The organism is Syntrophobotulus glycolicus DSM 8271, from assembly GCF_000190635.1.
Lineage (GTDB): Bacteria > Bacillota > Desulfitobacteriia > Desulfitobacteriales > Syntrophobotulaceae > Syntrophobotulus > Syntrophobotulus glycolicus.
The window spans coordinates 2,936,839-2,961,099 of record NC_015172.1 but is presented as its reverse complement, the minus strand read 5'-3'; the positions used below and the strand labels follow the sequence as shown (position 1 = coordinate 2,961,099).

The 24,261-nt window shown below is 47.3% G+C and carries 24 protein-coding genes and 1 riboswitch; of the genes, 22 read left to right on the top strand and 2 right to left on the bottom strand.

The window, feature by feature from the left end; genetic code table 11:
- Window positions 1-80: 80 nt before the first annotated feature.
- The 3 genes from SGLY_RS14655 to SGLY_RS14645 all read left to right on the top strand — a co-directional run bounded on the left by SGLY_RS14655 (window position 81) and on the right by SGLY_RS14645 (window position 2,427).
- Window positions 81-1,319 carry an OB-fold nucleic acid binding domain-containing protein gene (locus SGLY_RS14655; RefSeq protein WP_013626010.1) on the top strand — a complete coding sequence of 413 codons (1,239 nt, stop codon included), beginning with the start codon at window positions 81-83 and terminating at the stop codon, window positions 1,317-1,319.
- A gap of 77 nt (window positions 1,320-1,396) precedes the next feature.
- On the top strand, window positions 1,397-1,792 hold the full coding sequence (locus SGLY_RS14650) for a (deoxy)nucleoside triphosphate pyrophosphohydrolase (protein WP_013626009.1): 396 nt from the start codon (window positions 1,397-1,399) through the stop codon (window positions 1,790-1,792).
- Window positions 1,774-2,427: a site-2 protease family protein gene (locus SGLY_RS14645; RefSeq protein ID WP_013626008.1), complete on the top strand. Its 654-nt coding sequence runs from the start codon at window positions 1,774-1,776 to the stop codon at window positions 2,425-2,427. Before SGLY_RS14650 ends, SGLY_RS14645 begins: the two co-directional genes overlap by 19 nt.
- A 39-nt stretch (window positions 2,428-2,466) precedes the next feature.
- Here SGLY_RS14645 and SGLY_RS14640 read toward each other — a convergent pair whose 3' ends face one another.
- A complete protein-coding gene (locus SGLY_RS14640) occupies window positions 2,467-4,203 on the bottom strand; it encodes an ABC transporter ATP-binding protein (RefSeq protein WP_013626007.1) in 1,737 nt (578 codons plus the stop codon).
- A 192-nt stretch (window positions 4,204-4,395) separates the two neighbouring features.
- On the opposite strand from SGLY_RS14640, the gene recQ reads away from it, so the two are divergent.
- The 13 genes from recQ to SGLY_RS14575 all read left to right on the top strand — a co-directional run bounded on the left by recQ (window position 4,396) and on the right by SGLY_RS14575 (window position 18,999).
- Window positions 4,396-6,159, top strand: a complete 1,764-nt coding sequence (gene recQ, locus SGLY_RS14635) for a DNA helicase RecQ (RefSeq protein WP_013626006.1) — start codon at window positions 4,396-4,398, stop codon at window positions 6,157-6,159.
- A gap of 430 nt (window positions 6,160-6,589) precedes the next feature.
- Complete coding sequence (locus tag SGLY_RS14630; RefSeq protein WP_013626005.1) at window positions 6,590-7,054, top strand: NADH-quinone oxidoreductase subunit NuoE family protein; 465 nt, start codon at window positions 6,590-6,592, stop codon at window positions 7,052-7,054.
- Complete coding sequence (locus SGLY_RS14625; RefSeq protein WP_013626004.1) at window positions 7,054-8,337, top strand: complex I 51 kDa subunit family protein; 1,284 nt, start codon at window positions 7,054-7,056, stop codon at window positions 8,335-8,337. The genes SGLY_RS14630 and SGLY_RS14625 overlap by 1 nt, the downstream gene beginning before the upstream one ends.
- A gap of 2 nt (window positions 8,338-8,339) precedes the next feature.
- Window positions 8,340-10,073, top strand: coding sequence for an NADH-dependent [FeFe] hydrogenase, group A6 (locus tag SGLY_RS14620; protein WP_013626003.1), 1,734 nt, complete (start codon window positions 8,340-8,342; stop codon window positions 10,071-10,073).
- A gap of 325 nt (window positions 10,074-10,398) precedes the next feature.
- Window positions 10,399-10,584: a hypothetical protein gene (locus SGLY_RS14615; protein WP_013626002.1), complete on the top strand. Its 186-nt coding sequence runs from the start codon at window positions 10,399-10,401 to the stop codon at window positions 10,582-10,584.
- Window positions 10,585-10,609: 25 nt separating this feature from the next.
- Complete coding sequence (locus SGLY_RS14610) at window positions 10,610-11,041, top strand: flavodoxin (RefSeq protein ID WP_013626001.1); 432 nt, start codon at window positions 10,610-10,612, stop codon at window positions 11,039-11,041.
- Window positions 11,042-11,190: 149 nt separating this feature from the next.
- The gene (locus tag SGLY_RS14605) at window positions 11,191-11,781 is read left to right on the top strand and encodes a DUF3793 family protein (protein WP_013626000.1); all 591 of its coding nucleotides are present in this window, start codon (window positions 11,191-11,193) and stop codon (window positions 11,779-11,781) included.
- A 274-nt stretch (window positions 11,782-12,055) separates the two neighbouring features.
- Complete coding sequence (locus tag SGLY_RS14600; protein WP_013625999.1) at window positions 12,056-13,885, top strand: ABC transporter ATP-binding protein; 1,830 nt, start codon at window positions 12,056-12,058, stop codon at window positions 13,883-13,885.
- The gene (locus tag SGLY_RS14595; protein ID WP_013625998.1) at window positions 13,878-15,629 is read left to right on the top strand and encodes an ABC transporter ATP-binding protein; all 1,752 of its coding nucleotides are present in this window, start codon (window positions 13,878-13,880) and stop codon (window positions 15,627-15,629) included. The genes SGLY_RS14600 and SGLY_RS14595 overlap by 8 nt, the downstream gene beginning before the upstream one ends.
- A gap of 70 nt (window positions 15,630-15,699) precedes the next feature.
- A complete protein-coding gene (locus tag SGLY_RS14590) occupies window positions 15,700-16,293 on the top strand; it encodes an L-2-amino-thiazoline-4-carboxylic acid hydrolase (RefSeq protein WP_041444843.1) in 594 nt (197 codons plus the stop codon).
- Window positions 16,294-16,524: 231 nt separating this feature from the next.
- Window positions 16,525-16,785: a FeoA family protein gene (locus tag SGLY_RS14585; protein WP_013625996.1), complete on the top strand. Its 261-nt coding sequence runs from the start codon at window positions 16,525-16,527 to the stop codon at window positions 16,783-16,785.
- Between the two features lie 34 nt (window positions 16,786-16,819).
- Window positions 16,820-17,602, top strand: coding sequence for a FeoB small GTPase domain-containing protein (locus SGLY_RS14580; protein WP_013625995.1), 783 nt, complete (start codon window positions 16,820-16,822; stop codon window positions 17,600-17,602).
- Window positions 17,599-18,999, top strand: a complete 1,401-nt coding sequence (locus SGLY_RS14575) for a nucleoside recognition domain-containing protein (RefSeq protein WP_013625994.1) — start codon at window positions 17,599-17,601, stop codon at window positions 18,997-18,999. Before SGLY_RS14580 ends, SGLY_RS14575 begins: the two co-directional genes overlap by 4 nt.
- A 56-nt stretch (window positions 19,000-19,055) precedes the next feature.
- Here the strand turns inward: SGLY_RS14575 and SGLY_RS14570 are convergent, their stop codons facing one another.
- On the bottom strand, window positions 19,056-19,490 hold the full coding sequence (locus SGLY_RS14570; protein ID WP_013625993.1) for a metal-dependent transcriptional regulator: 435 nt from the start codon (window positions 19,488-19,490) through the stop codon (window positions 19,056-19,058).
- Window positions 19,491-19,690: 200 nt separating this feature from the next.
- Window positions 19,691-19,885: riboswitch (cobalamin riboswitch) on the top strand.
- 123 nt (window positions 19,886-20,008) lie between these two features.
- Between SGLY_RS14570 and cobT the strand changes: the two genes are divergently transcribed.
- The 6 genes from cobT to SGLY_RS14540 are packed head-to-tail and all read left to right on the top strand — an operon-like array spanning window position 20,009 to window position 24,255.
- Entirely contained in the window at window positions 20,009-21,079 is a 1,071-nt protein-coding gene (gene cobT / locus SGLY_RS14565; RefSeq protein ID WP_013625992.1) for a nicotinate-nucleotide--dimethylbenzimidazole phosphoribosyltransferase, read from the top strand.
- A 36-nt stretch (window positions 21,080-21,115) separates the two neighbouring features.
- Window positions 21,116-21,694 (top strand): bifunctional adenosylcobinamide kinase/adenosylcobinamide-phosphate guanylyltransferase, encoded by a 579-nt coding sequence (locus tag SGLY_RS14560; protein WP_013625991.1) that lies wholly within the window; start codon window positions 21,116-21,118, stop codon window positions 21,692-21,694.
- A 7-nt stretch (window positions 21,695-21,701) separates the two neighbouring features.
- Window positions 21,702-22,460: an adenosylcobinamide-GDP ribazoletransferase gene (locus SGLY_RS14555; RefSeq protein WP_013625990.1), complete on the top strand. Its 759-nt coding sequence runs from the start codon at window positions 21,702-21,704 to the stop codon at window positions 22,458-22,460.
- 48 nt (window positions 22,461-22,508) lie between these two features.
- Window positions 22,509-22,904: a bifunctional adenosylcobinamide kinase/adenosylcobinamide-phosphate guanylyltransferase gene (locus SGLY_RS17250; RefSeq protein ID WP_013625989.1), complete on the top strand. Its 396-nt coding sequence runs from the start codon at window positions 22,509-22,511 to the stop codon at window positions 22,902-22,904.
- Between the two features lie 44 nt (window positions 22,905-22,948).
- A complete protein-coding gene (locus tag SGLY_RS14545; protein WP_013625988.1) occupies window positions 22,949-23,476 on the top strand; it encodes a cob(I)yrinic acid a,c-diamide adenosyltransferase in 528 nt (175 codons plus the stop codon).
- 35 nt (window positions 23,477-23,511) lie between these two features.
- Complete coding sequence (locus SGLY_RS14540) at window positions 23,512-24,255, top strand: energy-coupling factor ABC transporter permease (protein ID WP_013625987.1); 744 nt, start codon at window positions 23,512-23,514, stop codon at window positions 24,253-24,255.
- Window positions 24,256-24,261 lie beyond the last annotated feature (6 nt).

Genomic DNA, 24,261 nt, shown 5'->3' with positions numbered 1-24,261 from the left:
AGGCTTTTTCCGATTAATTAAACATTCCGGATCATATATCCGAAAATGAGGGTAGAAAGAGAATTGGCGGAGATGACCAGATGGGAATATTTTTAGGGAAAGAGGAGCTAAGCGAAGCTCTAAGCAAGATCAAAACAAAAAATGTGACGCTTTATTCCAGACTGAGCGCCGAAAAAGAAATCGGAGAGCTTCTGGAAAAATATTTGCCGGAGGACACCTATGTCGTTGCCCATCCGCAAATAGGCGGGTATGACCCTGATTTTCTTGTGATCTCCTCCCGTTTCGGGTGCCGAGTAATTGAGGTGCAGAGCTGGAGTCCGGAAGAAATAACGGAAATAGAACCGGACGGAAAGATTACCCTAAAGGACGGCAGGCGAATCAATCTGACCGAACAGATCAGAAAATACCGCGACGAGCTGAGCATCTACTTAGACACCAATCTGGGGATGACCAATATCACCATAGAAGGGCTGATCGTTCATTGCAGGTTTACGGCAGGGGAATTCAAGGACAAGGTCTCTAAAATCTTTCCGCCTGACTACTACCGGAACATCTTGTTTAAGGACCAGATAGACACCCGGATTGAACAGCGCTTAAAAGCCAGTTCCAAATATGTGAACAGAGGTCTGATTGACAGTAATATTCAAACCATTTTAAGCGCGATTGAGATATCGGAAAATATTGCCCAAGAAAAACGCTATGTTCAAATAACAAAGCTTGAAGAAGAACCGGCTGTGGAAGAGGACCGAGAGCAGGATCGGGAGGAACCGGAGGAAAACAGCGAGGGGGAAAATGGCCAAAAGGATTCCGGCCCGGAAGAAGAACAAGACTTAGAAAATGACGTCTCCCATGATCAAGACCCGCAAGTTCCGCAGCAGGGGAAGCCCGGGCAAAATAAAACCGGCCTCAACTGGAGAAACATCGCAATCGCTTTGTTTTTGCTGATCATTTTGATCTGCGGCTCCCTGGCGGTAAAAAATCTTCCCTCCCTGCAAAGTGCGGTCGGTCTCGGCAGTGCCGGTAATAATACCGGCAAAAACAAGGAGAGCGGAACAATTGACCGGTTAGTTAATGGAGCAGACAGTACCGGAGAACAGGAGATGATGCTGACTGTCACAAAATTTTTGGATGACAGCCGCAATCAGATCATTTTTTTGATCCTCTCCGATGGGACAAGCACCATTGACGCCCTGATCGACAAAAATACGAAAAATGCCTTGCAGGTCAAGGAAGGGAACAGGTATCTGGTTAAAGGCACTTTAGAAAAAAGCGAAAACGGGAACAGATTGATCCTCAGCGAAATCAGCCTTTCCGATTAAAACAGCGGATGAACACTTTATGATTCGGGCAAATTAGAGTAAACTGACAGTAACCGTAAAAATAATGAGGGAACGATTTGTTATATGTAGCCGCCGCTATTATCCGCCAAAACAATAAAATCCTCATCTGCCAGCGCGCTTCCGCCGGCACTCTTCCCCTGCTCTGGGAATTTCCCGGGGGAAAGCTGGAGCCGGGGGAAACGATGGAAGAGTGTATTCGGCGTGAGTGCAGGGAGGAACTGGATATTGATCTTTCCGTCATGGGGGTTTTCGCCAAAACCCGGCACTTTAAGGGGAGCAAAGGAATTGAAATTACTTTTTTTGACTCCAAAATAATAAGCGGTGATCTGAGAAAAAAAGTTCACCATGATCTGAAATGGGTACAGCCTGAGGAATTGGACAATTATCGCTTTTGTCCCGCAGATGAAGAGGTAGTGAGACGGCTCAGGCAGAATTGCGAAGAAAGAGGGTAATCTTCATTACGTCAAGTATTGCCAATATCATTTATTTGCTTCCGGGTATATTAATCGGGTTTTCTTTACACGAGTTTGCCCATGCGCAGACGGCGATCTGGCTGGGCGACGATACTCCCCGGGCTCAGGGCAGGAATACAGTTAATCCCCTGGCCCATATTGATCTCATTGGGTTTATCATGATTCTCCTTGCCGGGTTCGGCTGGGCCAGACCGGTCCAGATCAATCCCAATCGTTTCCGGAACAAAGTCAGGGATGATATGATCGTTTCTCTGGCCGGGCCGCTCATGAATATTCTGGTGGCCGTATTATTTTTGATTCTCATGAAAGCAAGCACCTTTATGCCGTCGGGTTTTCTGGCGCAGGATACCTATGACATCGTCATTAATATTTTCCAGTATGCGGTGAAAATCAATATTGTTCTTTGTGTGTTTAACCTGCTTCCGGTGCCCCCGCTGGACGGTTCGCATGTTCTTTTCGGTTTGCTGGGCTTGAGCGGCAGTGCGCTGTATCATCAAATCAGCCGGATCGGCACATATATTCTCCTGCTGCTCATCCTGACCGGGATCCTCAATCAGATCATCGGCCCGCCCATCACCTTTTTGTATCATTTCCTGACCGGAATCTTCTTTTAGGACGCGATGGCTTATCTGTTTTCTTCTATGACCATGATTTTATTCCAAACCTTCAAACTGCATGTTGTAATAATCGGCGTAGAGGCCGTTGTTTTCCAGCAACTGTTTGTGTGTGCCCCTTTCTCTGATTCCTCCCTCGGTTATAACAATAATCTCATCCGAGTTCTTGATCGTGCTCAGCCGGTGGGCAATCACAATGGTTGTCCGGTTCTCAGCCAGTTTTTCCAAAGACTGTTGAATAAATCGTTCACTTTCATTGTCCAGAGCGGAGGTCGCTTCATCCAGGATCAGGATCGGCGGGTTTTTCAAAAAGACCCGGGCGATAGCTATTCTTTGCTTCTGACCGCCGGACAGTCTTACCCCCCGCTCCCCGACGTAGGTATCATAGCCTGTGTCCAGAGACAGGATGAAATCATGGATATTGGCATTTTTGGCAGCTTCCATAATTTCCTCCTCGGTGGCGTTGGCTTTGCCATAAGCGATATTGTCCCTGACGGTGCCGTCAAACAGGTAAACATCCTGTTGGACGATGCCAATAGCATTTCTTAGAGATTTGAGCGTAACATTCCGGATATCCTTGCCGTCAATGGTGACGGAGCCGGCTGTCACATCGTAGAATCTGGGCAGCAATGAACAAAGGGTTGTTTTCCCTCCCCCGGATGGTCCGACCAAAGCAATATTCCGGCCCGCTTTTATTTTAAGGCTGACATCATCCAGAACAGGGTATTCGTCATGATAACGGAAAGAAACATTGTTGTATGCGATGTCCCCTTTGACAGAAACCAAAGGGGCGGCTGTTTTCTTATCTACAATATCCGGTTCGGTTTCCATGATGTCCGTGAATCGTCTGAATCCGGCAAAGCCTTTTTGAAACTGTTCGGTAAAGTTGATCAGGACACTGATCGGACTGATAAAAACATTGACATAAAGGACATAGACAGCCAGATCGCCGAGTCCGATCGAACCATCGGCAATAAAAATACCGCCCAAAACGATAATCAGAGTATAGAGCAGCCCTTCGAAAAAGGAGTTCCAGGCGTGATAGCCGCCCATCATATGATAGCTTTCATTTTTAGAAAGCAAAAATTCGTCATTGCTGAGCCCGAATTTTTCCCTTTCAAAATCCTCGTTGGCAAAGGATTTCACCACCCTGATTCCGGAAAGGCTGTCCTGGAGGCGGGAATTGACCTTGGCGATCTTGACCCTGTTGTCCCTGAAAACGGACTTCATCCGGAGGTTTTTATAGACGCTGAACGTCACCATGAGCAGGGTGATCACCAGAAGAATAAGACTCATCGGGACGTTAATCAGCATTAGAAGGGTAAAGGAACCCAAGATCTTGAGAATGGAGATAAACAAGTTTTCCGGGCCGTGGTGGGCCAGCTCGGAAATGTCGAAAAGGTCGCCGACCAATTTGGACATCATTTCACCGGTGTTATTTTTGTCATAATAGGCAAAAGAAAGCTTATGAAAATGCTCGAACAGATCCCGCCGCATATCTGATTCCATCCGGGCACCCATAATATGTCCCCAGGTTGTAATGAAATATTGGCAAAAATACTTTATGATATACATAGCCAGCAAAATCAGGCCGATATAAACAAGGTAGCTGTAAATCACCTCCCGGCCCTGGTTGAAAAGGTGCTTGCTTAAATAACTAAGGACCTGAGGAAAGGATAAGTCTACAAACGAGACGATTACCGCACAGAACAGATCCATAAAAAACAGGAATTGATAAGGCTTGTAATATTGAATAAATCTTTGGTATATCCGCATAAAAACCACCATCTGAATTTTTTATTGTTTGAGAGAAAGAGGTAAACATCGGTATCCGGACCGTAGTCCATGATTTTTCACAGGAAACATTATACCATTTTTACCCTTGATTACATAATTCTCAACCATTAATTTGTTGAAAATCCAAAATTCAAAGATTTTGCATGATGTCTAAAAGGAAGGTAAAGCGCCATGCTGCAAGCAGCCAAAGCTAAACTTCATAAACATTTTGGTTATCACGGCTTCCGCGAAGGTCAGGAACAAGTCATCCTCAGCTTATTGGAAAGCCGCGACACCTTGGCCGTCATGCCCACAGGCGCGGGCAAATCCATAACCTACCAGATCCCCGCTTTGATGCTGGAAGGCATCACAGTGGTCATTTCACCCCTGATCTCACTGATGAAGGATCAGGTGGACAGTCTGGGCCAGACCGGAATCCCTTCGACATTTATCAACAGCTCCCTGCCCTTGCGTGAAACACGATCCCGTCTTGCCGGTATACGGAAAGGGGAGTTCAAGCTTGTTTATCTGGCCCCGGAACGTTTGGAGTCAGAGGAGTTTCTGGAGATGCTCACAGAGCTGCCGGTCAGCTTTGTGGCAGTCGATGAGGCGCACTGTGTTTCCCAGTGGGGACATGATTTCCGTCCCAGTTATATGCGGATCAACCAATTTTTGCAGGTTCTGCCGGAGAGGCCTTTAGTGGGGGCTTTCACCGCGACAGCGACCGAAGAAGTAAAAAAAGATATCGTACGCCTGCTGGGACTGAAACAGCCGCAGGTATTTGTGATGAGCTTTGACCGTCCCCTGCTGCATTTCTCTGTGTTGCGCGGGGAAAACAAGCAGGCCTATATCAGCCAATATCTCAGGACTCACCCCGATCAGTCCGGGATCATTTACGCGGCGACCCGAAAAGATGTGGATAAGCTCTGCGAATTGCTGCTGAGCAAGGGCTTTCGTGCGGGACGGTATCACGCCGGAATGAGAGATGAGGAACGCAAAAAAAATCAGGAAAAGTTTATTTTTGATGATATTTCCGTTATGGTGGCCACCAATGCCTTTGGGATGGGGATTGATAAATCCAATGTGCGGTTTGTCATCCATTACAATATGCCGAAAAATATGGAATCCTATTACCAGGAGGCGGGCCGAGCCGGGCGGGATGGAGAAGAGGCGGAGTGTATCCTGCTTTTTGGTCCGCAGGATGTTCAGATTCAGAAACTGCTGATTGAGGACAGCACCGGCAGCGAGGTGCGGCAGGCCAAGGAATACAAGAAACTGCAGGCTATGGTGGATTACTGTCATACCTCCCGTTGTTTGAGGAAAGCGATCCTGGACTACTTTGAAGAGAAAAATGTTCCGGAACAGTGTGGGAACTGCGGCAATTGCGAGGGTGAAAAAGAGCGGGTCGATGTTACGATAGACGCTCAAAAAATCCTGTCTTGTGTTTACCGGATGAGGGAGCGCTTTGGGATGGCCATGGTCGCCGATGTCTTGAAGGGCTCTTTAAATAAGAAGGTCAGGCAGTTCGAACTGAATCAGCTTTCGACACATGGGATTATGAAAGATACTCCTTTGCAGGAAATCAAGGACAGGATTAATTTTCTGGCTGCGGAAGGGTATTTAACGGTTGCCGGGGGACAGTATCCGATCGTAAAGCTTTCAGGTAAAGCAGTCCGGGTGCTCAAAGGGCAGGAAAAGGTATTTCAGAGACAGGTGGTACTGATCGAGGCTCCCTTATCTGATGTCGAGAGGATGTTTGAACGGCTGCGGGCGTTACGCAAACAAATAGCCCAGGAAGAAGGTTTGCCGCCGTATATGATTTTCTCTGACAGTACATTAAGGGAAATGGCTCGTAAATGTCCCGCAGACAAAGAGGCCCTGCTTCGAATTAACGGAGTCGGGGAAAGAAAGCTGGAGAAATACGGAGATGTCTTTCTGGCGGAGATCGAGAGATAGAGCAGGGCCCCAAAGAATGCCCAATCAAAGGCCCAAACAAGGATGTCTTTTCTGAGCCGGAGATGCATAAGGATTTGATAGAAGAAGAGGGAATCGGAACAATTGCCGGCACTTTGCAAAAATGAACGAAAGCCGGATTAGCGCAGAAATTCTTAAAATGCTAAATATTGTTCGTAAAAAACATGAAAGTTCTAGTTGACGAAAAAATGTCTTAGAATTAAAATGAATCTGGAACAAGAATAAAAAAACTTGGATAATTGTCTTTTTTGCAAATTTTGGGAAGGGAAACAGCTTTTTTTTGTTTTTTTGCTTGTTAAATATTGAACAAGGTTATTGGGCGGGAAAATTCAACCAGTGATTTTTTCAGCCTGATAATGTCGTTTAATAACTTAGTAATAATATTGAACAAAAAACACGAAGGGGGATCAGAATGGAGACAGTAAAGGGAGTTCTAGAAAAATTTGGAACCGGAAAAGAAAACCTGATTCAGATCATGTTGGAACTGCAGCAGCTTTCCGGGAACAACTACCTGCCGCAGGAGTGGGTGGAAGAAGTGGCAAAAGCGCTTGAGATGCCAATGAGCAAGGTGTATGGAGTAATGACTTTCTACGCTATGTTCGACACGGAAAAGAGAGGCAAAAACCTCATTGAAGTCTGTAAGAGCGGTCCCTGCCATGTCGCCGGGGCCGAAAATGTGATGGAATTACTGGAAGAAGCACTGAGAATAAAACCGGGAGAAACAACCGATGACGGTTTGTTTACCCTGGAATATTCCGCCTGTTTCGGAGCATGTGACATCGCTCCGGCCATCAAAATCGGAGAAAACGTTTACGGAAACCTGACCGAAGCTAAGCTTAAGGAAATCATCAACTCTTATAAGGAGGGGCTTAACTAATGGAAAACGTAAAAATCTTAAGTTCCAGATTCGGCAAAATTAAGCCGGACTCCGTGGAGGAGTATGTTGCCAATGGCGGATACGAAGGATTGAAAAAAGCCATTACGCAGCAGCATCTGGATACCATTGAGGAAATCAAAAAGGCCAACCTCTTCGGCAGAGGCGGAGCCGCCTATCCGACAGGGATAAAATGGGAACAGGCTTATGCAATTCCCGGTACAAAATATATTGTTTGTAATGCTGACGAAGGCGAGCCCGGGACCATAAAAGACAGAGAAATCATGTCCAGAGACCCCCTGATGCTGATTGAAGGGATGACTATCGGGGCCTATCTTTTCGGTTCTTCGGAAGGCTTTATCTATTGCCGCGGTGAATACGGCAAGATTCAGAAGCTCCTGAGAAGCGCCATAGCCAATGCCAAAGCGGCCGGTTATCTTGGAGACAACATTTTGGGAACAGGCCTTAACTTCGATATTAAAGTCGTATCAGGCGCAGGCGCTTATGTTTGCGGTGAAAATACAGCTTTGGCAGAATCCATTGAAGGAAAAACAGGTCGGCCAAGACGCAAACCGCCCTATCTGAAAAATGCCGGACTGAACTTGAAACCTACCGTTTTAAACAACGTAGAAACATATGCCTGTATTCCCTATATCGTTAAAGAAGGTGGAGAGAAGTTCCTTTCTTACGGAACCGAATTCAGCGGCGGAACAAAACTGATGTGCCTGATTGGCGATGTAAAGAACAGGGGAGTTTATGAAGTACCGTTCGGAACCACGGTCAGAGAATTGATCGACAACTGTGGCGGCGGCATGGCTGACGGTAAAAAGCTGAAATTCGTTCATCTGGGCGGGTCGTCTGGTTCCTGCTTCCCGGAAAGCATGCTCGATACCAAAATTTGCTACAATGACCTGAGAAAAGCCGGTATTTCCCTTGGTTCAGGTGTTGTTCTGGTTGTCAGCGAAGACCAGAGTGTGGTGGAATACCTCAAAGCAGTGATGGAATTTTTCGAAGAAGAATCCTGCGGAAAATGTACGCCTTGTAGGGAAGGCAACCAGAGAATGGTGGAAATCCTGGAGAAACTGACCGAAGGTAAAGGAACAGCCGAAGATATCAAAAGACTGAAGCACCTGGCTCAGATTATGAGAGATACCAGCTTCTGCGGCTTAGGACAAAGCGCGCCGGTTCCCGCACTGACCCTGATCAAACACTTTGAAGATGAATTCAAAGCATATGCTAAAGGAAAATGTTCAGACGCAAACTGCTGCTGCAAGGGGGGAAAATAAGAATGTCTAACGTAACCTTGAAAATTGACGGGATCGAAGTATCCGTACCGAAAGATTATACAATTCTTCAAGCGGCCAGACAGGCCAATATCGAAATACCGACACTTTGCTATTTGCAGGGCCTTAACGAACCGGCATCCTGCAGAATCTGCGTAGTGGAAGTGGAAGGCTGGAGAGGATTGCAGCCGGCCTGCGTAACCAAAGTGGTAGAAGGCATAGTGGTGAAGACGGCCAGCAAAGTGGTCAGAGAAACCAGAAAAGGCATTTTAGAGCTGATCTTGGCCAACCATAACAGAGAATGCCTGTCCTGCACCCGAAACCAAAACTGCGAATTGCAGAAAATGTCCGAAGAAATGGGTGTAGGAGAAGTCTATTACCAGAAGAAAGCGGCCCGCGCCGCGATGGACAAAACAGGTCCGGTCGTCAGAGACACCAGCAAATGCGTACTCTGCGGACGCTGCGTGAGTGTGTGCTCAAGTGTGCAAAACGTTGACGCCATTGATTTCGCGCACAGAGGACCACAGACCTCCGTAACCACCCCGTATGAAGAAAAGCTGACAGCCAGAAACTGCATCAACTGCGGACAATGTATCAAAGTTTGTCCTGTTGGCGCCCTGTCGGAAAGAGATGATACCGATTTAGTCTGGGCGGCTCTGGAAAACTCCGAGCTCAATGTTGTCGTACAGACAGCTCCGGCCGTCAGAATCGCCTTGGGCGAAGAATTTGGACTGCCGGTTGGGACAGATGTTGAGGGCAAAATGGTGACGGCTCTGAAAAAGTTAGGATTTGACAAAGTCTTTGACACCAACTTCTCAGCCGACCTGACCATTATGGAAGAAGGAACGGAACTGATCAGCAGAATCAACAATGGAGGCAAACTGCCGTTGATCACCTCCTGTTCACCGGGCTGGATCAAATTCTGCGAACACAAATATCCTGACTTCCTCGATAATCTTTCCAGCTGCAAATCACCGCAGCAGATGTTTGGAGCGGTAGCAAAATCCTACTATCCTGAAAAAGCAGGAATTGATCCCAAGAAAGTCTTTGTCGTATCTGTAATGCCATGTACAGCCAAAAAGTATGAAGCAGACAGAGAAGAACTGGTCGTAGACGAGTTAAAAGATATTGATGTGGCAATCACAACCAGAGAACTGGCGAAAATGATCAAACAGGCCGGAATCCAGTTTACCGACCTGGCTGACAGCAAAGCCGACAGCATGATGGGAGAAGGCACAGGAGCTGCTGTAATCTTTGCTAACACAGGCGGGGTAATGGAAGCGGCGATCCGCACAGTAGCCGATATCCTGACAGGGGAAGACCTGAAAGATATCGATTATATCGCGGTACGCGGCCAGGAAGGAATCAAGGAAGCCTCCGTAAATATCGGAGACCTGGAACTGAAAGTAGCGGTAGCCAACAGCACAGGTGCGGCTTCCAAGCTTCTGGATAAGATCAGAGCGGGTGAGTCAACCTATCACTTCATCGAAATAATGGGTTGCGCAGGCGGCTGCATCAACGGCGGCGGCCAGCCGATCATTATGGACAAATCCAAGACAGAAGAAGTGAAACAGCTCAGAACAGCCGGGATCTATAATAAGGATAAAAACAATCCGAAGAGAAAATCCCATAAGAACGAAGAAATACAGAAGCTGTATGCTGAATACCTGGATAAGCCGGGAAGCCACAAGGCCCATCACATTCTGCATACCCATTATGTCAATAGGGGAATCAAGTAAAAAGTCCCAAATCATCGGTTATTTGGCATGAAGGAATTGTTAAGCTGCTCAGAAATTTATTTCTGAGCAGCTTTTTTTTTTGAAAAAATAAAGGAGCTTTAAAAAGAAACAATTGATAATGATAATCATTATTGACAACACCCGGCCAGTTAATTATAATAGACACAAATCAATCTTTGGGAAAAACATCATTGCCTTTGCTGTACAGAGAACCGCAGTTTTAAGATGACAAGGGGTAAGAGTTTATTGCTTCTTCTGGCAGTTACATCAGTTAAGGCTGAAAATATGCTCCGGACCAAATGATGAAAAGAGAGGATAATTATCTATGAACCGTAAGAACCCCAAAATTTTTGGCATAAAGACCTTTGAAGAGTTTACCAGTCATCTGAACAGAACACAATTTGACAGGCTGTGTTCTAAAATCGAGCTGGAAACGGCAGTATATTCGGATGAAACAAAAAATTACTTAATGCTCTTAAAGGCAATCAGAAATGTAGATACAAAATATTAATAAAAAATAATGGAGAGGTGTTACGATGAAAAAAATCTCAGTGATTTATTGGAGCGGAACAGGCAATACGGAAAAAATGGCGGAAAGTGTAGCTGAAGGGGCCCGGGCACTGGAGGCGGAAGTTCGGATAGTGCCTGTCGGGAGTGCGTCTGTAGAAGATGTTTTGTCTGCGGATGCCGTTGCTTTGGGCTGCCCGTCGATGGGGGATGAAATTTTAGAAGAAAGTGAAATGGAACCCTTTATTTGTTCTCTGGAAAAACAGAGTTTAGCAAATGTTTCCGTAGTGCTTTTTGGCTCCTATGACTGGGGTGATGGAAAGTGGATGAGAGACTGGGAGGAAAGGATGAAAAAAACCGGAGCCAGTCTGCTGGCGGAAGGCTTAATTCTTCAATTGGAGCCGGATGAGGAAGGCCTGGGCGAATGCCGAAAGCTGGGAGAGACGTTAGCCAAGGCTTAAAGATTGAGAATCCTTAGTTAAAAGCTTGAAAAGGTAAAATCCCTGGCCGAAAGCTGGGGATTTCTGAACAATTGGAAGAACGCCTTGTCCGGTCATACCTTAAAAGAAAAAAATGATTGTTCAAAAGGTGAAATGGAGCTGAAAGCTATATGGTAGAGCAATTTAAAAAACATATGAATAACAGCGAAGATCATGAATATTTGTACATGAGAATAGCTTCACACGCTGCGCCAACCTTAATGGATATGAAGCCTTCTTCGCTCATCTCATTAAGCAACAATTCCAGAAAAGTCATGAATATTTGGGAAGAGAATAAAGATAGGATAGCCGACAGGTTGAATCTTCATTATTTTGAATTGCTCAAATCAGATAAACATGTCAGTATTCTTTTTTACCGAAAAGATAAAATCCTGCAAACCATTGAAAAGCCGGAAAGCAGGCATTTCTTAAAAAGTATGGGACACCCTGCCGGAACAAATTTAGAGGATCTGCTACAATCATTTAAGCAAAGATTTCAAAAAGAGTTTCCGCATGAAATTGGGATCTTACTGGGGTATCCTTTGGAAGATGTCAAAGATTTTATCCGGCATAAGGGTTCCGGCTCCCTGTTGTGCGGGTACTGGAAGGTCTATCATAATCCTGACCAGGCCCTTCAGGTATTCCGTAAATATGATCTGGCCAAAGAGATGGTCATGAAGCTTATTGCGGGGCTTAAAGGGGAAGTGCGAGTTGCTATCTGAGCCGTTCTGATTGGTCAGAGGATGAAAATTAAACTCCAAAACGATGTAGAATAAGGCCAATTTTTCTGAAGGGCAATAGTGAGAAACAGTCTATTGCTCCTTTTATTTACGGTGCAGGAAGAGATTCTTGCCCTGGGAGAGAGTCCTCTTTGATTTGACTATAACCCTTTTTAGATGAAGGTCTCTGTTCTGTGCCGCCAGGCACGTTTAATCGAATAAAAAGTTAGAATAATCTAACTAAAAAATCCGGCGATTTAAGAAAAGAGGTTGAGAAATGGAGAACAAGGATGTGAAAAAAGCAGAACCAAAAAGGGGGGTGGCAAGGCTTCTGGAGCTGGCCGCAACAAAAAAGCCCCTGGTCATCGCCGCAGTGATACTGGCAGCATTAGCATCTATCGTTTCATTTGTACCATTTATAGCAATTTACTATATTATCCGCGAAATCATAGGCGTTTATCCTGACTTTGCACAGCTGGACGTGCAGAAGACAATGGTATTCGGCTGGATTACTCTGGGAGGAGTCATCGGCAATATTCTGCTTTACTTTGTGGCTCTGATGTGCTCCCATCTGGCCGCTTTCGGAACTTTATACGAACTCAAGGTAAGCTTTGCTTCCCATATTGCCGGGCTGCCTCTTGGTTTTCACCTGAATTTCGGCAGCGGCAAGCTCCGCAAAGTAATGGATGATAACATTGAGAAGATTGAGGGCTTTATTGCCCACCAGCTCCCCGATCTGGTCGCATCTATGGTAGCGCCGGTTGTCATGCTGATCATTTTGCTTGTCTTTGACTGGCGTTTTGGCCTGGCGGCCATGGTCGGTATTGTCCTGGCCTTTATTTTGCAATTCAGGGCCTACGGCAATGAGAGCTCCAAGGTGATGATGGATAAATACCAGACTGCTTTGGAGGAGATGAACAATGCCTCGGTGGAATACATCCGGGGGATTTCTGTGGTCAAGGCATTCAAGCAGACGGTCTATTCCTTCCGGCGGCTGCATGAAACCATTAAAGCCTATACCGAGTTTGTGCTTCCCTTTACTTTAAGCTGGGAGAATTATATGTCCGGCTTTTCCACTATCGTCAATAATGTTTACCTGTTTCTTATTCCGGTTGGAATCCTGATCGGACTAAATACCACCGATTATGCGGAATATGCGATGACCTTCATTTTTTATCTTCTTTTTGTTCCGTCCATTTCCTCGGTGATGATGAAGATCATGTATGTTTCCAGCAACGGGATGCATATTTCCGGGGGGATAGAGCGGATGGATCAGGTGCTGCGCAGGGAAATCCTGCCCGAGCCGGTTCATCCTCAAACCACGGAAGGCCGCAATATTGAGTTTAAAAACGTGTCATTCTCCTATGATGAAGACAAGGATCATCCCGCTTTATCCAAGGTGTCTTTTCAAGCAAGCCCGGGAGAGGTTACGGCTATTGTGGGCCCTTCCGGCGGTGGTAAAAGTACCATTGCTCATCTGATTCCCCGGTTTTTTGATGTGACTGAAGGCAGCATTGAAATTGGCGGCATCGATATCCGGCAGATGAAGCTGGATAATCTGATGGAAAGAGTCAGCTTTGTTTTTCAGGATGTCTTCTTGTTTAAACAAAGCATTATGGAAAATATCAGAATGGGGAATCAGAATGCGACAGATGACCAGGTGATCGCTGCGGCTAAAGCTGCCCAGTGCCATGAGTTTGTGGAAAATCTGCCGAATGGTTACCACACGGTTATCGGGACAAAGGGTGTACACCTCTCCGGCGGGGAACGGCAGCGGATTGCCATTGCCCGGGCTATTGTCAAGGATTCCCCGATTATTGTGCTTGATGAGGCCACGGCTTTCGCGGACCCGGAAAACGAACATTTGATTCAAAAAGCCTTTGAAAAGCTGATGCAGAATAAAACGGTCATCATTATTGCCCACCGCCTGTCTACTATCCGCAGAGCCAATAAAATTATTGTGATGGATAAAGGTCAAGTCGTGGAAGAAGGGACACATGACCAGCTGATTTTGCAAGGAGGCAAATACAGTGCCATGTGGGAAATGTATACAAAGTCACTTGACTGGAAAATCAGTGCGGTAAGGGAGGTTACGGCAAATGTTTAATATTCAGGAAAAGCTGATGCTGACCGATAAGGGGTATGCGGATTTAAAGAAAGCCATCATCGCCTGCACCATAACCAATCTATCCCTGTTGCTGCCCTTCGCTGTTACCATCCAGATCTTTGCCGAACTGATGAGACCGCTGACAGGAGAGGAAATTTCCTGGACCAGAATGGGAATTTATTTCGTAACCGGGATTATTGCGGCAATCCTGGTCTTCCTGGCCAACAAGAATGATTACAAGAAAACCTATGTTGCTTCCTATATGGAGTCGGAAGCAACCAGAACACGTGTTGCGGAGCATATCAGAAAGCTCCCGATGAGCTTTTTTAACTCCAAGGATTTATCTGAGCTGACGACCAATATTATGGGGGATTGCGCGACGACAGAGCATGTTTTAAGCCATGTTGTGCCCCAGCTTTCAGCGAACGCCATCTCCATTACGCTCATTTGCCTTATGCTGGGGATTTTTGACTGGAGGCTGGCCCTGACGGTCTTTTGTACAGTGCCTGTTGCTTTTCTCATTATTGTCCTGAGCAGGAAGATCCAGAAAAGGTTAAGCGAAAAGCACGTGGAAGCTAAGCTCAAGGCCTCAGACCAAGTGCAGGAATATTTGGAAGGCATTAAGGTGATTAAGTCTTACGGATTGGACGGGTCTAAATTTACTGCCTTAGACAATGCCCTGAAATCAATGAAGCAAATGGCCATCAAAATGGAATTTGGAACCGGAGTTTTTGTTACCGGGGCTCAGATCATTTTGCAAGCAGGAATTGGACTTACGGTTTTCGGAGGAACCTATCTGCTGACAGGAGGGGAAATTGAATTAATCCCTCTGTTGATGTTCTTTTTGATTGTCGTGAGAATCTATGGGCCGATCCTCACAGAGCTTACTCTTCTTCCGGAGCTTTTTTATCTGCAGATTTCCACAAAGAGGATGAGAACCCTTGTTTCCACACCGATTATGCAGGGAGACGCCGAGAAGGAAATAAAAGATTACAATATTGTGTTTGAAGATGTATCCTTTAGCTACTCCGGAAGCTCTTCGCCCGAGGAGGAAGTCATCAAGAATGTAAGTATTACCATTCCGGCAAACGGGATCACCGCGTTGGTCGGGCCTTCCGGAAGCGGGAAAAGCACCCTGTCCAAGCTGATCGCGAGATTCTGGGATGTCAACAAGGGAACAGTAAAAATAGGCGGTATTGACATCAGGACACTGGATCCGGAACACCTGATGAGCTATATGTCCTTTGTCTTTCAGGATGTGGTGCTTTTTAACGATACGGTTTACAACAATATCAGAATCGGTGATTTGAATGCCGGGGAGGAGCAGGTTATGGCAGCGGCTAAGGCAGCGTGCTGTGATGAATTTATCAGTAGTATGCCTGATGGCTATCAGACCTTGCTCGGAGAGAACGGAAGTACTCTTTCGGGCGGGGAAAGACAGCGCATATCCATTGCCCGGGCCCTTCTGAAGAACGCCCCCATCGTCCTTCTGGATGAAGCGACCGCTTCTTTGGACCCTGAAAATGAAGTGCTGATCCAGCAGGCGATTTCAAAGCTGATCGCAGGCAAAACAGTCATTGTCATCGCCCATCGCCTGAGAACAGTGGCGGGCGCGGATAAAATTATTGTCCTTGATCAAGGCAGAACAGTGGAAGAAGGCACTCATGAGGAGCTGATCGGGAAAAAGGGATTGTATGAGAAGCTTTACACCATTCAGCAGGAAAGTCTGGGCTGGAGCGTGTGAAACAGGGGGCAGTCCTGCCCGAAAGGAAGTATTCTCAGCAGAGTCGCCGCAGGGAAAGGCTGGACAAGGGATGAAAAAATTTATCAAGACATATTTGATCGACGAGTTCGGAAAGCGCGAGGGAGAGTCTCTTGATGAAAAGGCCGAGCAGAAGCTGGCTCAGCTTAACAATAACGCGCCTGGCAAAAGCAAAACCCAACAAAGATATTTGATGGGCAGCATTTTTCCCGTGATTTCTGTCTATCAGACATTTCAGCAGTCAGGAATGACAAAAGAAAAAGCAATTATCCACATGGAGAAAATGATTGGTGAGAACACCCGGAATCATACCAGAAAAATGTGGGAAATGCTTGGAAAACTGCCGTTTTTTTTCTCTTTGTTCAAGCTGATGTTTAGAAAAGGATTAACCGGAGACAGCTGGGATGTTTCCTGGGTTGCCGATAATAAAACGAATTTTGAATTTGAGATTCACAGATGTTTATGGCATGACATGTTTAAAGAATACGGTTGTCCGGAGCTCTGCGCGATCTTTTGCCATAACGATGAAATTAATTTCACTGATGTCAGCAAATATTTGAAATTTTATCGAGAGAACTCCTTAGGATACGGAGGAGCATACTGTGACTTTCACTTTTACGCAAAAGAGAGGCCCGGCGAAAAATAATCGCCGGGCCTTTTTTTGACCGAATCTTGATTCTTTCTTTTTCACGTACATAAACCAGTCAAGACAATCGAGAGGACCATTTATTGCCAGGGGTTTTTGCCAAAATTCCTGTGTCAATACCTCCCCTTCAACCGTAAGATATGACAGAAGAATTTCAAGTTAGCCCAGGCTAACCCTATTATTTTAGAGCGATGTTAGCCTGGGTAAACAAAAAAACGGGGAGGAATTAAAATGGGGGATCGGAATAGAAGTTCCAGAGAAGACCAGACGACGTTAGCCAAAGTGCAAGTAGGGTTCGCCTGTACGGTAGCGGCGCTCCGGCTGGACGGACTTTTGCGCAGAAGAATCATGGATATGGGGATTATCCCCGGAACGACCGTGGAGTGTATCCGGAAGGGCCCGGCGGGAGATCCCACTGCCTACAGCGTAAGAGGGACGACAATAGCCCTGCGGAAGGAAGATGCCGCCAAAATCAACGTTTATCCGGTGTGAGAAGATCATATGATGAACATGGGAGTTGAGTTTAATGCAGTTTGACGTTACGCATGGCAGAATTTTGAGAGAGCATTTTGGAATTACAAGCAAGGAAGGACAAATCGTCATTGCTTTAGCCGGTAATCCCAATGTCGGCAAGAGCACCGTTTTTAACGCCTTGACCGGATTGAGACAACATACGGGCAACTGGCCGGGAAAAACGGTGGATCATGCCCAGGGTACTTTTTCTTACAGGGATAAATCCTTCTTACTGGTCGACCTTCCCGGTACATACTCTATTCTGGCGCATACGGTCGAAGAGGAAATTGCCCGGGATTTCATCTGTTTCGGCAAACCTGATGTAACCGTAGTTGTGCTGGATGCCACTTCTTTAGAACGGAACCTGAATCTCGCTTTGCAGGTAATGGAAATCACTTCTCAAGTCATTGTTTGTGTCAATTTGATTGATGAAGCCCAAAAAAAGAAAATCTCCGTCGACTTTACCGGCTTGGAACAGGAGCTTGGTGTTCCGGTTGTAGCGACTGCCGCCCGTCAGGGAAAAGGCATCAATGATCTCAGGGAAAAGGTCTGCCAGGTCGTCCAGGGTCTAAGTCAAAACCGGCCGAGGCAGGTACGCTATTCCCAGGAAATCGAAGCGACGCTGGAAAACCTTTTGCCCAAAATTGAGGGCCTGGGCTTAGGGAAATTTCTTAATCCAAGATGGGTAGCCCTGCGTTTTTTGGATGGCGATCAAAAATTAATCCAAAATATAGCCCGGCATCTGGAACTGCAAAGTGAGAAATCCATGATCAGGGAGGCGAAGGCAGCACAATGAACGATAGTATCCTTCATACGGCGCTGAGAGATCTCCAGGGGGAGGCCGAAAATGTCCGACTCGCCGTCGGCAACACTTTCGGTGATAAAATTGTCAGGGATATTTTTGCTGATGCTGAACATATTGCTTGCCAAAATGTCAGCAGGCAGGAGAAAAACAGCGATTGGAACCGCAAGCTTGATGACATTCTGACGTCCAAAGTTTTCGGTTATCCGATCATGCTGATGATTCTCGGTGTTATTCTCTGGCTCACCATTGCAGGGGCCAATGTTCCTTCCGGGATGCTTGCTGATGCGCTGTTCGATTTTCAGGATGTTCTGACAGGAATTTTTGTGGCGCTGGGAGCGCCGGACTGGCTGCATGGAGTTCTGGTTCTGGGATTATACAGGGGTCTGGCCTGGGTTGTATCTGTGATGCTGCCGCCGATGGCGATCTTCTTTCCCTTATTCACCTTGCTGGAAGACCTGGGGTACCTGCCGCGAGTATCTTTTAATCTCGATCATCTGTTTAAAAAAGCGAAAGCTTGCGGGAAACAAAGCCTGACCATGTGCATGGGTTTCGGCTGTAATGCCGCCGCCATAGTATCCTGCCGCATTATTCACTCCCCCCGGGAACGGCTGATTGCTATCCTGACCAATAACTTCGTGCCGTGCAACGGAAGATTCCCGACCTTGATTGCGATCGGCACTATTTTTGGGGCCGGAGCCCTGACCCAGCAGTTTCGGACTGCGGCAACGGCGGGAATAATTACCGGACTGATCCTGATCGGCATTTTGGTTACCTTTATTGTCTCCTGGGCACTTTCTCACACTCTGCTCAAGGGTGAAGCATCTTCCATGGTTTTGGAGCTTCCCCCGTACCGCCGGCCTAAAATCGTTTCCGTGCTCTACCGATCGATGATTGACAGGACGATTTTCGTGCTCAGGCGGGCGGTTGTGGTAGCGGCACCGGCAGGCGCCCTGACCTGGATCGTCGGCAATATCTATGTAGGGGATGCCAGTATCCTGGCTCATGCCGCGGGCTTTTTAGATCCGGCTGCACAATTGATCGGCCTGGACGGTTATATTCTCCTGGCCTTTATTCTGGGAATTCCCGCCAATGAGATTGTTCTTCCCATTCTGATCATGAGCTATATGTCTTCAGGCTACATGATTGAGCTGGATAATATCACAGAACTGCAAACCCTTTTGGTCAATCAGGGCTGGACCTGGCTGACGGCGCTTTGTACCATGCTCTTTGCCCTGCTGCATTGGCCGTGTGCGACGACCGTCTTAACAACGCTGAAAGAAAGCGGCAGCAAAAAATGGACTTTTCTGGCCTTTATTCTCCCGACCGGAATTGCCTTCCTGGTGTGCCTGGCAGTTGCCCAATCTGTACGAATATTCGGATTGATTTAAAGCTAAACTGATCAAAGAAAGAGCTCTTCGCTTAAGGACAAAGCGGAGGGCTCTTTTTAGAATTCCAGTAACTGATCATCTGTCGGCTCGCAGATATAGTCAAGATATTTTTGATAAACTTCGGGATAATGATGATAAAAATTCACCAGTTTTTGGATTGCTTTAATGGTTTCTCCCGATAAATAGTGTTCCATGGCCTCTGCTTCGGCCGCTGTATCACATTTGGCGCAGATCAGGTTTAAGAACTTTTGCAGGAGCCGGTTTCTCTCGACCAAAAAGCTTCCCAGACGCTTGCCTTGTTCGGTCAGGATGATTTCTCCGTAAGGCTGATAATAGATATATTTCTTTTCCCTCAGCTTCCCCAAGGCTTTGGTGACCGATGGCATTGAAACATTCAGCTTTTTGCTGATATCGGTCACCCGGACCGGTGCGGAGAATTGGGAGAAGCGATAAGCTTCTTCCAAATAGTCTTCCAGGCTTGGTGAAAGCATGAGGTTTCCTCCTTTCATGGGAATGAAGAACCTGTTAATATATTGTATTGATTATTTGCGGCAGATATTATAAAACTTTACGGGAAGTGAAAATTTACCTGCGGTCGCCTGAAGAATCAAAATTTTTTTTGATTCAATTCAGCAATTGCGTTCAAAAGGTGATAAAATATAGAGGAATATGTTTAATTAAAATACCAATTGCATAGAAACGTTGTACAGGTGCAGAGATGCTTAATAGGGAACCGGGTGAAAATCCCGGAACTGTCCCAGCAACCGTGATGCGGACGAAATGACGTATACCACTGCTTTGGGTGTCAGGATTGACAGGGAAAGCGGGAAGGTGTCGGAGTAGGATGAAGCTAAGTCGGGAGACCTGCCTGTATATGACTCCTGGGATTGGGCAAGCAAAATGCGTGAGGAGATTTGCTCTGTAAATGTAGTTTTGTATTACGTTCAACCAAGTTGCTTCCAGGATATGGAGGCAACTTTTTTGTTAATTGGAAAAGGAGAAGGGGAAAATGTCATTGTTAAACGAAATTTTGTCTGGGATCAATCCCGTGTCGCCGGAGGCTGTGCTTCAAACCCAAAAACATCTGGATAATCTGATCAAGCCCTTAGGCAGTCTCGGTAAACTGGAGGAAATCGCTGTCCGTATCTCGGCAATCACCGGAAAAAGACCAAACAGTTTGGAGAAAAAGTGTGTGCTGGTTTTTGCTGCAGACAACGGGATCTGTGCTGAAGGAGTCAGCGCGGCACCGGCGGCAATCACTGCTTTGCAGACCATCAACATGACCAAGCGGATTGCCGGAATCAATGTTTTAAGCAGGCAGGCCGGAGCCGATGTTTATGTTGTCGATATTGGAGTTGATGCCGACCTGCCGCAGGACGGGATGATTATCGACCGGAAAATCCGCCGGGGGACGAGAAATATGCTGCTTGAACCGGCCATGACCCGGGAAGAAACCATTCGGGCGGTTGAAACGGGAATTGAGATGGTGAAGGATTTGGTTGACCAGGGCTACCAGGTCATTGGGACCGGAGAAATGGGGATTGGCAATACAAGCACTTCCGGAGCCGTGATCATGAGTCTGATCGGCCTTTCCGCAGGCGAGGCGGTTGGGAAAGGGGCCGGGATGACGGAAATTGATTTTGAACATAAAAAAGCGGTTCTTCACGCGGTATTGGACAAGCGTCAGCCTGACTCCGGCGATCCGCTCGACGTTCTGAGCAAAGTCGGAGGATATGATATTGCGGGGATTGCCGGCGTATTCCTGGGCTGTGCTTATTATCGTCTGCCGGTCGTCATTGACGGGTTGATTTCCATTACCGGAGCCCTGATTGCTTCCCGTTTGAATCCACTTTCCGTCCAGTACATGCTGCCTTCCCACCTCTCGGCGGAACCGGGATATCGGGCCGTGATGGCCGAACTGGGAATCAGTCCCTATTTTGACCTGGATATGCGTTTGGGGGAGGGGACAGGCTGCCCGCTCACTTTCTATCTGATCGATTGCGCCCTGGCTGTGGGGCGGGAGATGGGAACCTTTGAGCAGGGCGAGATCGACGGCAGCGTCCTGGTAGATATCCGGTAATGTTCAGCCGAACCAATCTGAGATGAGGGATGAGAGATGCTGATTTTCATTTCCGGCGGCGTCCGCAGCGGAAAAAGCGCTTTGGGAGAAAAACTGGCCGCTGCTTTAGCCAAAGAACGACGAAAAATTTATTTGGCGACTGCCCGAGATGAGGATAAGGAAATGGCCGAACGAATCTGTCTGCATAGGCGGCAGCGGGCCGATAAAGGATTTATCAGTGTGGATAGGAGCGTGAATATCACAGGGGACATTCCTTTCTTTCAGCCGGAAGACACCGTATTACTGGACTGCCTGGGAATCCTGCTGGCCAATGAGCTTTTTTGCGCGGACAGGAACCCTCGGCAGCCGGCAGTGGTCGGCAAAAGGATTTTAAAGGAGATTATCAGTCTGAACCGGCGAGTCAGCAATCTGATCATTGTTTCCAATGAGCTGTTTTCCGACGGAATCGAATATGACCGGCCTGTCGAAGATTATATCCGGACCCTGGCCCGGCTGCACCGGGAGATTGTGCTGCATGGAGATATTGCGATAGAATGTGTATATACGGGATACCAGTGCCATAAGGGGAAAACCCGGCTCGAAGCTTGCTGGTCCGGGCCTAATCCTTTGAATTGAGGGTTTTATGCGAGAAATATTTTATTCTTTGATCATTGTTTTTTCTTTCTTCACTTTTCTTCCTCTTCCCATGGTGGAATGGACCGAGCGGAGAAAGAAATATTTGCTAGTGCTGATGCCCTTGGCCGGTTTGTTTATCGGCGCGGGCGGCTATCTTCTTTTCCGTCTCTTCGCCTTTTCAACACTCAGCGTATCCGGCAAAGCCATCCTCTTGACTTTGTCCTACCTGGTTCTGACCGGAGGATTACATATGGACGGGCTGATGGATATGGCTGACGCTTATTTTTCGAGAGCCGGCAGGGAGAAACGCTTGGAAATCATGAAAGATTCCCGGACCGGAGCGTTCGGCGTGATGGCCTTTGGGGCGGTAATCCTGCTGAAAATTGCCTGCTTTACCGAACTGATCGGAAAGACCATGGGATTTCCCGTTTTGCTGCTCTTTATCCCGCTCTTGTCCCGGATTGTGCAAGCCTTTATCTTGTGCTCTTTCCCTTACGCCAAAGCTGACGGGCTGGCTGTGACTTTTAAGGCGGGAGCGGGGAAAAAGACCGTTTGGATACTTGCCGTGGACCTGGCTTTCACTGTTGGCGCCATCTATGGTTTGACGGGCGGCACTGGATTATATCTGCCCGGGGGGTTACTTTTGTTCAGCTTCTTTTATTATTTCTGGGTCCGGAAAAATTTTGGGGGAATTACGGGCGACATTGCGGGGGGATTTGTGGAGCTGGCCGAATTATTGATGCTGGCCTTGTGTGTTTTCATCTGATTGCTCGTTGATTTGAATGGAAGATGATGGCGGAAAAAGGAGAAGGATATGATTTTGATATTGGGCGGAAGATATCAGGGGAAGACTGCCTATGCGCTGAAAAATTACGGTTCTGGTACGGTCGTATTTGATTTGGCCGGGCAGGAGATCACCGGTATGTATGGGGCCGGGATCATCGTGAATCTCCAGGAAGGGGTCAGGCAGCTGATCAGGATGGATATCCGTCCTGAAGAATATTTTCGGGACAATCTGGCGAAGCTGGCGGGTAAAATTCTTGTAGGCACTGAAATCGGCTGTGGAATTGTGCCTGTGGAAAAGGCGGACCGGGCCTGGCGGGATGAGACAGGAAGGGTCTATCAACTTCTGGCTGCCAACGCCCAAAAAGTCGAGCGAGTTTGGGCAGGGATCCCGGTTACCTTAAAGAGCGATCCGGAAAGGTGCTGACCTTTGTCCGGAAAGTATTGGAAAAAGAGGAAGAAGGCATTGTAATGAAGGGGTTATTCCATATTTATACAGGAGAAGGAAAGGGCAAAACCACTGCGGCGCTGGGCATGGCGCTCAGGGCTTTTGGCAGCGGGCTGCGCGTTCTTTACTGCCAGTTTTTGAAGTCGGGAGATTCCGGCGAACATCAGGCTTTGGCCCTTTTGGGGGAACGGCTGACCGTGCTTCAGTACAAATCAGTAAAAGGTTTTATCAAGAATATGCGGCCGGAAGAACAAGAGCGGGTTTACGCCGAACAGCGGCTGCTGTTTGAGCGGGTTAGGCAAGAGACCGCCGGCGGCCGGTATGACCTTGTGATTCTCGATGAAATTCTCCCTGCGGTAGATATGGGCATTCTTTCCGAAGAAGAGGTAAGTGATTTTATCCGGGAACGTCCGCCCCAGGTGGAGCTGGTCTTTACCGGACGCAATGCTCCGGCCGGATTGACCGGCCTGGCTGATTATGTCTCCGAGATTGTCAAGCGCAAGCATCCCTATGACCGCGGTGTCGGCATGAGAAAAGGGATCGAATACTAAAATAGCAATTCAGGGCAGGAGAGGAGAGAAAAAGAATGAAAAAGCGTAAAATTGTCATGATTTTAAGTTTTACTCTGATGCTTACGTTATTGCCACAAGCAGCTTATGGTATGCACATCATGGAAGGGTTTCTGCCTCCGGTTTGGAGCATCTCCTGGGGAGTGATTGTCATTCCGTTTTTTGTCCTGGGGCTTTTGTCCATTCAAAAAACGGTCCGGGACAATCCCAGGCTTAAACTGCTCCTGGCTATGGCGGGTGCGTTTACTTTTTTGCTTTCGGCTTTAAAAATTCCCTCGGTTACAGGGAGTTGTTCCCATCCCACCGGTGTGGGGCTTGGCGCGATTCTTTTCGGGCCGACAGCAATGACGGTTCTGGGCATGATTGTCCTGTTGTTTCAGGCCATCCTGCTGGCTCATGGCGGACTGACGACTTTGGGCGCCAATACCTTTTCCATGGCGGTGGTCGGGCCCCTTGTTGCTTTCGCCACTTACAAAATCGTTCAAAAGCTTCATGGCCCCCGCTGGCTGGCAGTTTTTCTGGCGGCCGCTCTCGGAGATCTGCTGACCTATGTCACGACCTCGGTTCAGCTGGCTTTGGCTTTCCCGGCGGAAACCGGCGGTTTTGCAGCCTCGCTCTTTAAATTCATGGGCATATTCGCCGTCACCCAGATTCCGCTTGCCATCAGTGAGGGGATTTTAACCGTGCTGGTGTTTAACGCCATCACCGCTTACAGCGGGCAGGAGCTGAAAAGCCTGAAAATTTTTGCTGAGGAGGCTTAAGGTGCT